Genomic DNA, 12880 nt, shown 5'->3' with positions numbered 1-12880 from the left:
CTTATACAAAAAGAATCAGCGTGTCTTCAGAAGTACCTAAATCAACCTATCCATCAACCACAATGGTTAATCGAAGAGACAGAGAACTAGGTGTAAACACATTTGTGACCTTCCGAGGCATGGATGCCGAGGTAGAGCTCACAGGGATGTGCTCGTAGCGTGTCACAAATGTGTTTGCACATGAGCCTGCGGCAGACAATTGATACACCATATGTCATGGTGAACGGTTTTCTATCAAACACCTATTCAGGTAGTGGCTAAACCTCGTAATCAGCCCCGACGAAGGGCAAGTTAGCCCTCAGTCTCATCGTGTTCCATCCCAATGGCCTCTACTCCATCTGGTAGCGCACTCTCACTGATATCCACTATGGTGGAGCGATTCATGGTGATCTTGTAGCGGGCGAATTGTGGCGGGTTGCGGCCTTCTTGCAGCGACAGTACCAGGTTGATCTGGTAGCGGCGCTCTACCGAGTCGCTGCTGATCTTACCGTCGGCCTCCTTATAGATCTTTGCCTTGCCCCGCTCAAGATAACGAGCGAAGGGCGCCAGGCTAAAGTTCACCTGCTCCTGTATGGTGGAGTAGCCGGCAAGGAAGCCTTTGTTAGCGATGCGGGAGTTGATGCCATAGTGCAATATGTCGGCATCGAGCTTATTCTGGCTGTGGCGGCGCCTTAGGATCTCGTCGATCTCCTCGGGCAGGTCCTTAGACTTGATAAAGTCTATCCACACGTGCTGTTTAGCGATCATCGCCTGACTGGTGGTGTCGCGCAGAATGCGGCTCCAACGAGGCCGTCCCTTCTGAATCACTCGCCACAGGGCATTACGAATATCCTCTTTGAAGATCTCGCGAAAACCGTAGATCACCGCTAGGGTAAACACCAAGGCCATGGTTAGGCCGCTAAAGACCCCTTGGGCCTTGATGATAAGCGTTGAAACCACCAGCATTACAAAGGCGGTGGCTATCCCTGTGGTCATTTTCTTAAGCCCTACGCCAAGACGCTTCTGCTCCTCTTTTAATACAACCCCTTGCTGGATCAAACGGCGCAGCAGCAACATCTTATTGGAGATACGGTTAGGATCATTCAGGGTCTGAGCCGAGTTGTAGTTCTTGCTGTCACGATAGCTACTCTCGCTGCGGCACAGGTTAATCACCTCTTCAACCACCTCGCTGTAATCACTGCTACGTGGCGCATGGGACATCAGCTTCAACAACTGCTGCTCGCAGAACCAGGAGAGATAGTTATCTGAGTTTTCGAAATAGTGTTTCCACTTAGGGTCGCTGGGCTCGTTACGGCGAAACTTCTTCAGTAGCTGAGTCACTATCTCGCTCAGCTCTTTGAGCGAGGTATAAAACTTCTCGATATCTTCTACCTGAGCCAGCTCCTTACTGTCGGTCTCAATCGCCACGGCAAACTGGTAGGCAAATAGGTTCAGGTAGAGCCTGAACTCCTCGACGGTACGTTTCTTCTGGCTGATAAAACGCCCCTGCACCAGAGGAAGATGCAAGCCCGAAGAGTAATAGGAGCGTCGACCGGCAATCGCGGCATGGTAATACTCTTCCTCATCAAGGCTTTGGGAATTGATCCCCATCTCCTTGGGCAGAAAGAAATAGAGGTCGAGCCGTCTATGGTCACCCACCTTCATTTGATGGGTAAACTTAATCGACAGTGACTCTTCCTGCTTGATATTAACCTTAGACACAAAACCTCAGAATTATGGAATTATTTCAGTAATTTAGAAACTAACATCCTGAGTATAGCCGAAGAGTGGCTATTGCACTATACGGCAACCACAGACGGTGTTGCTAGGCTGAAACAATACCACGGCATAGTCCCTGTGGGGATCTAATTCCAGCGGTTCGATAGATAAATTATGCATCCCCTTACTGTCTAAATTAAAGGAGCTGATGTAAGAGAGATATTGCATATGTCTGGGCATGGCCTCGGTGGATTCGGCGCCACTCTCCTCCTTGGTCTCTACCGAAAAATGGTAGCGTCCACTGTGCTTATCGATCTCGAAATACTTGCCCTGCATGCGTATGGTGCCGGCCGACGTACCGTCGAGGTTAAAATAGCGATAGTTGATCTGCGCCTGCTGCTGCTTGGCCATGATATCGACCAATAGGTAGTGGCGCCCTTCAGCATTGGCATTATCGCGGCGATCGAATAACTCTGAGCTACAGCTCAGCATCAAACTCTCGCTAGGGTTAAGGTAGCGATAACTAATGGTTATGCTAACCGCTAACAGCGCCAGCACTAAGAAATTGATCGCCCACAGCACCTTTCTATTCACACAAAGATACCTCTTTAAACCAGACATCGGAGATAAACACCTTCTGCTGCCTGTAATCGGTTAACTTAAGGTTGCGCACCAAGGACTGCCCCATCCTCTCGCCGCGCATCGTGATATTAAAGACCTGTTTATCGTGAGAAAGCGACATATAGACCTCTTTCCAAGGCGATGACTCGCAGTGGCCAAACGCCTGAGACATCTTCTCAGACAGACGCAATAGCGAAGTGTTATTGGTCTTAGATTTTGCGTAGCTGATAAACATCACCTTCTGCCCAGACTCCAAGGTAATGCTATGACGCAAATAAGGCTCTGTGTGCTCTATCTCAAAATTAACCGAGGAGAACAGCTGCAGTGACACCAGGACGCCAAGCAGCAAGACGATCAGTCCAACCCAGAGTTTGATCCAGCGATGACGCTTACCAAACAACCAGGCCAACACCGCCTCAATCCGCTCACCTAAACCATAGGGCTCACGACTCACACTCGCCTGCACCGTTGAGGGCACCGCGTTTTCAAGGCGTAGGCGATAACCCTTACCCTTGACGGTTTCTATCATATGCTCATGAAGCGGGCCGAGAAATGAGCGCAACATAAAGACGGCACGCGCCACCGACGAGTCACTTAAAGGAGCATGCTCATCATCGCCCGCCCCTAAGACCCGCTTAGCCACCACTTTGTCATTATTGGCCAGTAAGAGTGATAAGACCTGCAATTCAGCGCGCGGCAGATGCCACTCTTCACCCGTCAATTCATTGGTGAGCACGCCTTTATGTCTGTCAAATCGGCAATCGCCCAGTTGCATCTTGGTTACTCTGTCATTCAGATGCAAATAATCTTATGCAAGCTAGCAAAAAAAATCTGTGATCCCCTCTATCTCCTAGAAAGTCATGTAAAAAATATCCTTAACAAGAGTAAGGAAAATAAACCTCTGTGACTTCCGCCTCTTTCTTCACGCTCAACACGTCGATATTTATAAGCGCGCAAAAACCCGTAAATTAACATGAATTTTACAAATAAGGTGACACAGATCGCATCACAACCGCCCACGCCGATAATCTAACGGGGTATTGATTCAGATAGCCGATACAAAACATTAGAAAAACCTGTGATAACGAACTCTCTCCTATCCCAAGGCTTCATCTGACTCAAATCACACTATTTGCAATCTACCAGGGCCACACTGGCTCCAAGTTCAAAACGGCGCATCTTTTAGTTTGTGCCAACAACAAAAATAACATCTATCCAAGTGAGGACATTGTCATGACCATCAATAGACGCCAAGCACTTAGCCAAATCATCGGCATCAGCACAGCGGCGGCGGGCGCCACCCTTATGGGCACATCAGCCTTCGCCGCTACCGACGAACAAGGTAATTACAAACTGGAGTTAGGCGAAAAGCTTAAGTATTTCCCACTCGATCCTATGGCAACCGCCAAGCTAGCTTATCAGACTGGCGGCGGCTGTATGCACCAGGTCTTCCATGCCCTAGTCACTATGCTGGCTAACTCTGAAAGCGCCGATGCCGACAAGTTTAAGACGATTCCTACTGCGCTGGCTGGTTATGGCTGGGCGGGTATTGTTGGTCAGGGCACAGTGTGCGGTAACAACAATGCTACCGGTATGTTGGTGAACATCTTAGACGACATCAACGGCCAAAATGCCGCGGTTATTGGCGCCTCTTTCCGTTACTATGAAACTGAAGAACTCCCATACTATAGCGATGAGTTCGTTGCCGGCATAGGTTCAACCGCCGAGAAAACAGCCGAAGTGGGTAAGTCATCAGTTGCCAACAGCATCCTGTGTCACTCTTCTATCAGTAACTGGTCTAAGGCCTCAGGCTTTACCTTCAGCCAGAAGGGCGAGCGCTGTAAGCGTCTATCGGCCTCTGTTGCGTATCACGTGGTCGAGCTGCTGAACCGCGCCTATAAGGGCGAAGATATCTCGGCGCTACCTGAATCAAAGCCTTCACAAGAAGCGCAGGCCTGCCAAAGCTGTCACGGCGTCAGCGAAACCATGGGTAGTGCAGCTAGCGTGAAGTCAGATATGGAATGCACGACTTGCCATACCGGCCACTTTAACTAAAGGAGCAGGTCATGAATGAGAAGTTATTAACAGCTCTATTAGCAACACTGCTAATGTGCGGCGGTTGCGGTAGTGACGACAATGATGACGATGACGGCGGTGTGATCATTCCGCCTCCACCAGTCACCATAGATGCCGGTGAGGCCTTGGCCATCAACCTGACTCTGGCCGAATTTGACGGCGAGACAGGCACCCTGAGCTTTGCCCTGAAAGATGATGATGGCTTGGCGATTACCAATGCCAAAGATTACAACATCGTCTACTTTGGTTTCCCTGATGGCGAATCAAAGTCAAGCAATGCCAAGGCTTGGAAACATTGGCACGTGACGCAAAGCTATCAATGCGATAGCGCCGCTGGCGACTGCCAGGGCATGCTAGAAGAAACAGATAATGGCCAATACAGCTTTAGTGCAACCGATCTAGACTGGGATGCCAATACCGCTCCTGGTTCGGTTGAAGAATTTAAAGTTGCCATAGAGATCAAAGGTGCCAAGGCGACCAACGAACTGGTTCTGCTCCCCTCCACTTAACCCACTGCACCACTTTGGGGGCCATCACCTAGTGTGTGGCCCTTTTTTTATGTCCCATAGACAAAGTTCAACACGCACACAAAATAGCGCTGAACCGGCCAAAGCAAGGCTAGCAAAAACAAAGCGAGGTGAGGTTATTGCTCGCGGATAAACTCTCTTAAAGCAGGAAGATAATTGAAAGGCTCAAACACAGAATAAACGAGCAGAATTAGCAGTAATAACTGAGAAATCAACAGGATATACTGCTGGTTAGTCATACGTTTTGTGGGGCCACTCCCCACTAAATCAAGATTAGGCGAAAGCTTATGATGCAGTATGTAGCCCTGATTATCGATGGACTCCAGTAACTTGCCAGAGGGGGTTCCTAAAAAGAAGCGAATGCGATCAATCGCCTGAACGAGACGGGCCATATTTGCCTCCTCAGCGGGCAGCGCCGCCAGCAGCTCGGCATGGGACAGCACCTGACCTCTGTGATTCGTCAATAATTTGAGTACGGCAAACTCCGCACATGGCATACGCCAACTGGTGTCATTGTCCTGGTTTGATAGGGTCGATTGCGACGGATCAAACCAACAGCTACCTATCTGCATTAAAAATTCTCACACTAACGAGTACAACTATTTATCTCGGGGTGCCTAAGCAACCTAGGCCTACAGTGTGACATTTAAGCGGGGTAACTTTCGTGACTAAAAGCACATAACTCATTAAAATAACTGAATAATTATGATACATCCAGATACAGATTTAAGCCTGATTAGACTTGGGTTAAGCCTGTATTCAGCCTGAGTTTTGCTCAAAAAAAAGGCGCCCTTTAGGGCGCCATTTTTTTATGCATAAGATCAGTATATTAGAATGAATACAACAAGGTCATATTGGTTTCTGTATCTGTACTCTTCTTGTCATCCAGCGGTTCGCTGTTATAACGCACGATCACAGCAAATTTCATCGCCAGAGCACCCACAATGTTAGCTGTGATAGATGTCTCTGAACGTCCTTCCAGGCTTTCACCATAGTCAGCGACAAATAGCTGCTTGAATTTAGAGTTGTCGGTGATCTCTGTTTCAAAGTTAATCACCCCGTGCGCCACCCAGCTCTCTTCGGTGTCATAACCCGCTTCAGCGGCGCTCACATCGTCCAGACGCTTGTACTGGAAACCCGGACCCACTTCGATGGCAAAGGTTGTCTTTTCGGTATCGACAAACTTATGACCATAACCCACTGATACTGTCGACTTTGAGTCGAAACCAGTGAAAGGGTCTATCTCATGGTTAGCGTTGGCAAACATATAATTGATATCGCTGAACTTATAGTTACCCTGCACCAGACCGTAGTAGCGCTTACCTGTCTCTTCACCACTATCTTCTTTATAGAGGGCTTCTAGCAGGTATTGGTTTTCCCAGTTACCCAGCTCATGCTTCATATCCAGACGCCCTTTAAGCGAAGTCGTCTCAGTATTACCTGTGGTCACTGTCGCACCCACTTCAGCATCTGCCGCAAAGGTTCTGTCACCCTTAACAAAATCGGCACCCGCGTGCGCTGCAAAGGGGGCTGCCATCAGGATAGCCGTAGCTGTCAGCAATTTTTTCATTATCGATTTACCTATAGTTCCAAGTCCCTTAAAAATTGGCGCAATATTAACATCCAGCACACAGAAATGACAATTGCACTTGCCTTTTCAGCAAATTGAACTACCGAAAGTACCAAAAAGAAGCGTAAATCCTACCTTCAGCGTGACTCTAGCTTGTCTTGTTCGGCTTACATTAAGCAAAAAAAAGCCCACCAAGAAGGTGGGCTCTTTCATGTGAAGCAGATTAGTTCACTTGTGGATCTAATTCACCAGACTGGTAAGCCTTATACATGGCTTGCAGCGACTTAGGCTTGATCTTAGAGGCCATGCCTGCCGCACCGAAGGCTTCGTAGCGTACGGTACAGATATCCGCCATCGCGTCCATAGAAGCTTTCAGGAACTTACGTGGATCGAATTCGCTTGGGTTCTCAGCCAGGAACTTACGTACTGCACCGGTAGAAGCCAGACGCAGGTCAGTATCGATGTTAACTTTACGCACACCGTGCTTGATACCTTCAACGATCTCTTCCAGTGGCACGCCATAAGTTTCAGGGATAGCGCCACCATATTGGTTGATCACTTCCAGCCACTCTTGTGGCACAGAAGATGAACCGTGCATTACCAGGTGAGTGTTTGGAATACGGGCGTGGATCTCTTTGATACGGTCGATACGCAGCACATCACCGGTAGGCTTGCGGCTAAACTTGTAAGCACCGTGGCTGGTACCGATAGCAATGGCCAGTGCATCAACGTGAGTATCGGCAACGAAACGCGCCGCTTCTTCTGGCGTAGTGAGCAGTTGCTCTTCGCTCAGGATACCTTCCGCGCCAACACCATCTTCTTCACCGGCTTGTCCAGTTTCCAGGCTACCCAGACAACCGATCTCACCCTCAACCGACACACCACAGGCGTGAGCAAAGGCAACCGTTTTACGAGTCACGTCAACGTTGTACTCGTAAGACGCAGGTGTCTTACCATCAGCCATCAGAGAGCCGTCCATCATCACAGATGACATACCCAGCTGAATAGAACGCTGACATACGTCAGGATGAGTACCGTGATCCTGGTGGATACACACAGGGATATCTGGGTACTGCTCAAGTGCTGCCGCCATCAGATACTTAAGGAACTGAGGACGGGCATACTTACGTGCACCGGCTGATGCCTGAACAATCACAGGGCTGTCAGTAGCTTCTGCCGCCTGCATGATGGCGCGCATCTGCTCCAGGTTGTTCACGTTGAATGCGGGAACGCCATATCCATGCTCTGCGGCATGATCTAGCAGTTGACGTAGGGAAATTAAGGCCATTTTTAACTCCAATAATAGGGTGGTGTTCGGGCAGTACCCGCTCAGCCACCGAGGTCACTATCGTTTGGACAGATTTTGATACCGACAGTCAGTGCATGCATCCTGTGCGCCTTAACCGTCGGCGGTTTCTTATAATAATATTAGGGTCTGTCAACCTTTCCTGTTTGTTTTTGCAGTAGTTTGCAGGCAATTTATGCAAGGCAGAACCCGTGTGGTGTAGCTATTCTACACGAGCGGGTGATAACGCCGTAGAAATCTCCTACAAACGCTGCCCGAAGGGTTCATCTAAACGCGCCCTACTCTTTGTTGTGCGCAATTCACATAGCTCGCTATGCAACATTGCTTACGCCGCGAGCAATACGCGTTTAGATTGAACAAAAATTAAACCTGAAAGATAAACAGACCCTAGTTATTTTTTACTTATTCGCCGCGGCTTTCCAGCATAGCTACAGCAGGCAGTTCCTTACCTTCCAGGAACTCCAGGAAGGCACCACCACCGGTAGAGATGTAAGAGACCTTGTCGGCAATACCATACTTGTCCACTGCCGCTAGGGTGTCACCACCGCCGGCAATAGAGAAGGCTGATGACTCGGCGATCGCCTGGGCGATACGCTTGGTGCCTTCACCGAATTGGTCGAACTCGAACACACCCACAGGGCCATTCCAGACGATGGTACCAGCGCTCTTGAGGATCTCAGCCAGGGCTTCTGCGCTATCTGGGCCGATGTCGAAGATCATATCTTCATCCGCGACCTGATCGACCGCCTTAAGGGTTGCGCTCGCCGTTGGGCTGAACTCGCCAGCAACGACAACGTCAGTTGGCACAGGGATGTCACCGCCACGACTCTGGGCATTGGCGACCAGACGCTTGGCTTCATCGATAAGGTCTGCTTCATAGAGCGACTTACCTACGTTGTGGCCAGCAGCCGCAATAAAGGTGTTAGCGATACCGCCACCAACCACTAGCTGATCGACAATACCTGAGAGGCTCTCTAGTACAGTCAGCTTGGTTGATACCTTAGAACCACCCACGATAGCCACCAGCGGACGCGCCGGATTATCCATCGCCTTACCCAGGGCTTCCAGCTCACCGGCCAGAAGAGGACCAGCACAAGCCACAGGGGCATACAGACCAACGCCATGAGTCGAAGCCTGGGCGCGATGCGCGGTGCCGAAGGCATCCATCACATATACATCACACAGGGCCGCAAGCTTCTTAGCTAGCGCCTCGTCGTTCTTCTTCTCACCCACGTTGAAGCGTACGTTCTCAAATACCACGACTTCGCCGACATTGGCTTCTACACCGTCGAGATAGTCTTTAGCCAGACGTACCGGGCAATCCAGCGCTTTGTCCAGGTAATCCACAACAGGCTGCATAGAGAATTCGCTGTTGTATTCGCCTTCGGTCGGACGGCCTAAGTGAGACATCACCATCACGGCCGCGCCTTTTTCCAGCGCCAGCTTGATGGTCGGCAAAGAGGCACGCAGACGCGCATCGCTGGTCACCACACCATTGCTTACCGGAACATTGAGGTCTTCACGGATAAGCACACGCTTGCCCTGAAGATCTAACGCTGACATATTGATAATCGCCATTTCACGTTTCCTTAAGTGTAAAGTTAAAAGTAAAAGTTAAAGCAAAACTGAGTAACCCACCGCCAGGACGCTTCACCGGCCATGGGTTAAAAACTTTAAAATCAGGCTCTGACGGCCTTTATCATCTCTAAACTGGTGTCCAACATACGGTTGGCAAAGCCCCACTCGTTGTCACACCACAAGAGCAATTTGACCAGATGGCCGTCGCTCACCCGCGTCTGGGTGCCATCGACGATACTGGATCTGGGATCATGATTAAAATCGCACGATACCAATGGCGCATTAGTATAGCCTACAACCCCTTGGTATGAGCCATTTGCCGCTTGAGATAATACCTGGTTCACTGTATCGATATCGACACGTTTATCTAAGGTGACCGATAAGTCAATTGCCGTCACATTAATTGTTGGCACGCGCACAGATATCGCCTCAAACTTATCCTTCATCTCAGGCAGAATGCGCTCAATTCCTCTGGCCAGCTTGGTATCTACCGGAATGATAGATTGTCCCGCCGCACGGGTACGTCTGAGGTCATCATGATAGGCGTCGATCACCTGCTGATCGTTCATAGCCGAGTGAATCGTGGTAATAGCACCACTATGTACCTTAAAGGCGCGATCAAGCACCTGAATGATAGGCACTAAACAATTGGTGGTGCAGGAGGCGTTAGAGACGATTTGGTGCTCGGCCATGAGATCTTGATGATTCACGCCATAGACTATGGTGGCATCCACATCGCTCGATGAAGGGTGGCTGATCAATACCTGCTTTGCCCCCGCCTTGATATGAGCCTCACAGGCCTGGCGATCGATAAGGGCACCAGTGGCCTCGAACACGATATCGACATCCAGAGATTGCCAGGGCAGCTTTTCAGCATCGGGCTCATGGATTAATAAGATACGGTCGTCCCCGATAGTCATCACATTGTCGTCGAGTGACGCGGAAGATTGAAAGCGACCATGGGTGGTATCGTATTGGGTGAGGTGAAGCATGGCTTCGGGTTTGGCGAGTTCATTAATGGCGACAATCTGGATCTTATCCCGCTTGCCAGACTCATAGAGGGCACGAAGAATCGAGCGACCAATTCGGCCATAACCATTAATAGCAACTTTAATCATTTAAGTGCTTCTACTCCTAACACCGTCCTGAGATAGGCATTCCTGAATGCGACAACGGCCTATCGTTATCGATAAGCCGGGTCATCATGGCATAGAGCAACTGCTTGCCCTATGCCTTTTGGGTGGCACTAGGCCTTATAAAATGGCGTTTGCCTTGGCTACAACATTGTCAACGGTGAAACCGAAGTGCTTCATCAGATCGCCGCCTGGTGCAGACTCACCGAAGGTGGTCATGCCCACAACCGCGCCGTCGAAACCAACATACTTGTGCCAGTAATCCACGTGAGCCGCTTCAATAGCCACACGCTTAGTAACAGACTTAGGCAATACAGACTCTTTGTAAGCCGCATCTTGTGCGTCGAACACGTCGGTCGATGGCAGAGACACTACACGTACCGCCTTACCTTGCTCGGTCAGCGCCTTGGCTGAATCCAGTGCTAACTGCATCTCGCTACCGGTTGCGATCAGGATAAGATCTGGCGTACCGGCACAGTCTTGCATCACGTAACCACCCTTGGCGATGTTAGCCAGTTGCTCATCGGTGCGTGCCTGTGCAGGCAGACCTTGACGGCTGAAGATCAGAGAGGTCGGCGCCTTACGACGTTCGATAGCCATCTTCCAAGCCACAGCCGTTTCAGCCGCATCACATGGACGCCATACCATCATGTTTGGTGTCATGCGCAGGTTAGCCAGCTGCTCAACCGGTTGGTGAGTCGGGCCATCTTCACCCTGACCGATAGAGTCATGGGTGTAAACGAAGATGTTTTGAATGCCCATCAGCGCTGACATACGTACCGCGTTACGTGCATACTCCATGAACATCATGAAGGTTGCGCCATAGTTGATGAAACCACCGTGCAGCGAGATACCGTTCATGATGCCGCTCATGCCGAATTCACGTACACCGTAGTAGATGTAGTTACCCGCTGGATCTTCCTGAATGCCCTTAGAACCAGACCATAGAGTCAGGTTAGAACCTGCCAGGTCAGCCGAACCGCCGAGCAGTTCAGGTAGGATGGCACCGAAGGCACCGATAGCGTTTTGTGACGCCTTACGGCTAGCAATGCTTTCGCCCTTCTCTTGACACTCTTTGATGAATGCCTGTGCTTTTTCTTCGAAATCGGCTGGCAGTTCACCAGTGATCACGCGGCGCTTATATTCTGCAGCCAGTTCTGGGTAGGCAGCCTCGTAAGCGGCCAGCTTCTCATTCCAGGCAGACTCGTTAGCCGCGCCCACTTCTTTAGCATCCCAACCTGCATAAACGTTTTCTGGGATCTCGAACGGTGCGTGCTCCCAACCCAGGAACTCACGTGCCGCGGCAATTTCCGCATCACCCAGTGGCGCGCCGTGACAGTCGTGGCTACCAGACTTGTTTGGCGAACCGAAACCGATAACCGTTTTGCAGCAGATCATGCTTGGCTTGTCGGTAACTGACTTAGCCTCTTCGATAGCCGCGCGAATCGCGTCGCTGTCATGACCATCAACACCGGCGATCACATGCCAGCCGTAAGATTCGAAACGCTTAGCCGTGTCGTCAGTAAACCAGCCCTCAACATGACCATCGATAGAGATACCGTTGTCATCCCAAAACGCAATCAGCTTGCCAAGACCTAGTGTGCCCGCCAGTGAACATGCTTCGTGAGAGATACCTTCCATCAGACAGCCATCGCCCAGGAAGCAGTAGGTGAAGTGATCGACGATATCATGACCCGGGCGGTTAAATTGCGCCGCCAGTGTCTTCTCGGCAATCGCCATACCCACGGCGTTGCTGATACCTGCGCCTAGAGGACCTGTGGTGGTTTCAACACCTGGGGTGTAACCATATTCTGGGTGACCCGGCGTCTTAGAATGCAATTGACGGAAGCTCTTCAGCTCTTCGATTGGCAATGCATAACCTGTTAGGTGCAGCAGAGAGTAAATCAGCATTGAACCGTGACCGTTAGATAGGATGAAACGATCGCGATCGACCCACTCTGGGTTATTCGGGTTGTGCTTAAGGAAGTCATTCCAAAGCACTTCAGCGATATCAGCCATTCCCATTGGGGCACCTGGGTGACCAGAGTTGGCTTTTTGAACGGCATCCATACTTAACACACGGATAGCGTTTGCGAGTTCTTTACGAGATGACATGCTCTCTCCTGCTGATTTTATGTTGGGGATTTTGCGGGCAATAATTGGGGGCATATTTTCCCCTACTCGCGGATGGGACGCAAATAAAATTCACCGATTCCCTTAGATTAAATCCATATAGCCGCTAATTTCCCCCACCTAGGGTCCGCCGCTATTTACCCTTTACTGGGGCTAACGGAATAAGATTGACCACACCAAGCCAGGCAGATTTGATCACCCGCGCAATCTCGCCCGTATCGAAATAAGATAGTTTAAA

11 protein-coding genes are annotated in these 12880 nt (G+C 50.1%); 2 read left to right on the top strand and 9 right to left on the bottom strand.

Annotated features, from left to right (window positions below):
* Positions 1 to 291: 291 nt before the first annotated feature.
* From CFF01_RS03685 to CFF01_RS03675, 3 genes are all read right to left on the bottom strand, one after another.
* Positions 292 to 1701, bottom strand: a complete 1410-nt coding sequence (locus CFF01_RS03685) for a hypothetical protein (protein ID WP_033539947.1) — start codon at positions 1699 to 1701, stop codon at positions 292 to 294.
* Between the two features lie 69 nt (positions 1702 to 1770).
* A complete protein-coding gene (locus tag CFF01_RS03680; RefSeq protein ID WP_033539946.1) occupies positions 1771 to 2292 on the bottom strand; it encodes a hypothetical protein in 522 nt (173 codons plus the stop codon).
* Entirely contained in the window at positions 2285 to 3094 is an 810-nt protein-coding gene (locus CFF01_RS03675; protein WP_088903903.1) for a winged helix-turn-helix domain-containing protein, read from the bottom strand. The genes CFF01_RS03680 and CFF01_RS03675 overlap by 8 nt, the downstream gene beginning before the upstream one ends.
* A 458-nt stretch (positions 3095 to 3552) precedes the next feature.
* On the opposite strand from CFF01_RS03675, the gene CFF01_RS03670 reads away from it, so the two are divergent.
* Together CFF01_RS03670 and CFF01_RS03665 are read left to right on the top strand one after the other, a co-directional pair.
* Positions 3553 to 4374: a cytochrome c3 family protein gene (locus tag CFF01_RS03670; protein ID WP_088903902.1), complete on the top strand. Its 822-nt coding sequence runs from the start codon at positions 3553 to 3555 to the stop codon at positions 4372 to 4374.
* 11 nt (positions 4375 to 4385) lie between these two features.
* Positions 4386 to 4904, top strand: a complete 519-nt coding sequence (locus CFF01_RS03665; RefSeq protein WP_088903901.1) for a hypothetical protein — start codon at positions 4386 to 4388, stop codon at positions 4902 to 4904.
* A gap of 134 nt (positions 4905 to 5038) precedes the next feature.
* Here the strand turns inward: CFF01_RS03665 and CFF01_RS03660 are convergent, their stop codons facing one another.
* The 6 genes from CFF01_RS03660 to tkt all read right to left on the bottom strand — a co-directional run bounded on the left by CFF01_RS03660 (position 5039) and on the right by tkt (position 12624).
* The gene (locus CFF01_RS03660; RefSeq protein ID WP_088903900.1) at positions 5039 to 5494 is read right to left on the bottom strand and encodes a winged helix-turn-helix domain-containing protein; all 456 of its coding nucleotides are present in this window, start codon (positions 5492 to 5494) and stop codon (positions 5039 to 5041) included.
* Between the two features lie 257 nt (positions 5495 to 5751).
* Positions 5752 to 6492: a DUF481 domain-containing protein gene (locus CFF01_RS03655; protein ID WP_033539942.1), complete on the bottom strand. Its 741-nt coding sequence runs from the start codon at positions 6490 to 6492 to the stop codon at positions 5752 to 5754.
* Positions 6493 to 6715: 223 nt separating this feature from the next.
* On the bottom strand, positions 6716 to 7780 hold the full coding sequence (fba, locus tag CFF01_RS03650) for a class II fructose-bisphosphate aldolase (RefSeq protein WP_033539941.1): 1065 nt from the start codon (positions 7778 to 7780) through the stop codon (positions 6716 to 6718).
* A 420-nt stretch (positions 7781 to 8200) separates the two neighbouring features.
* Positions 8201 to 9376, bottom strand: a complete 1176-nt coding sequence (locus tag CFF01_RS03640) for a phosphoglycerate kinase (RefSeq protein ID WP_033539940.1) — start codon at positions 9374 to 9376, stop codon at positions 8201 to 8203.
* 101 nt (positions 9377 to 9477) lie between these two features.
* Entirely contained in the window at positions 9478 to 10494 is a 1017-nt protein-coding gene (gene epd / locus CFF01_RS03635; protein WP_088903899.1) for an erythrose-4-phosphate dehydrogenase, read from the bottom strand.
* Between the two features lie 135 nt (positions 10495 to 10629).
* Positions 10630 to 12624 carry a transketolase gene (gene tkt, locus CFF01_RS03630; RefSeq protein ID WP_033539938.1) on the bottom strand — a complete coding sequence of 665 codons (1995 nt, stop codon included), beginning with the start codon at positions 12622 to 12624 and terminating at the stop codon, positions 10630 to 10632.
* Positions 12625 to 12880: the final 256 nt, after the last annotated feature.

The organism is Shewanella marisflavi (assembly GCF_002215585.1).
In the GTDB taxonomy this organism is placed as follows: Bacteria; Pseudomonadota; Gammaproteobacteria; order Enterobacterales; family Shewanellaceae; genus Shewanella; species Shewanella marisflavi.
The sequence above is the reverse complement of the archived record's forward strand: the minus strand, read 5'-3'. Positions and strand labels throughout refer to the sequence as shown.

What these genes read in the sequence shown, in the direction of transcription:
- CFF01_RS03670 (WP_088903902.1), top strand. Translation starts at nt 3,553, where the DNA reads ATGACCATCAATAGACGCCAAGCACTTAGCCAAATCATCGGCATCAGC.
- CFF01_RS03665 (WP_088903901.1), top strand. Translation starts at nt 4,386, where the DNA reads ATGAATGAGAAGTTATTAACAGCTCTATTAGCAACACTGCTAATGTGC.
- CFF01_RS03640 (WP_033539940.1), bottom strand. Translation starts at nt 9,376, where the DNA reads ATGGCGATTATCAATATGTCAGCGTTAGATCTTCAGGGCAAGCGTGTG.
- tkt (WP_033539938.1), bottom strand. Translation starts at nt 12,624, where the DNA reads ATGTCATCTCGTAAAGAACTCGCAAACGCTATCCGTGTGTTAAGTATG.
- CFF01_RS03655 (WP_033539942.1), bottom strand. Translation starts at nt 6,492, where the DNA reads ATGAAAAAATTGCTGACAGCTACGGCTATCCTGATGGCAGCCCCCTTT.
- CFF01_RS03660 (WP_088903900.1), bottom strand. Translation starts at nt 5,494, where the DNA reads ATGCAGATAGGTAGCTGTTGGTTTGATCCGTCGCAATCGACCCTATCA.
- epd (WP_088903899.1), bottom strand. Translation starts at nt 10,494, where the DNA reads ATGATTAAAGTTGCTATTAATGGTTATGGCCGAATTGGTCGCTCGATT.
- CFF01_RS03675 (WP_088903903.1), bottom strand. Translation starts at nt 3,094, where the DNA reads ATGCAACTGGGCGATTGCCGATTTGACAGACATAAAGGCGTGCTCACC.
- fba (WP_033539941.1), bottom strand. Translation starts at nt 7,780, where the DNA reads ATGGCCTTAATTTCCCTACGTCAACTGCTAGATCATGCCGCAGAGCAT.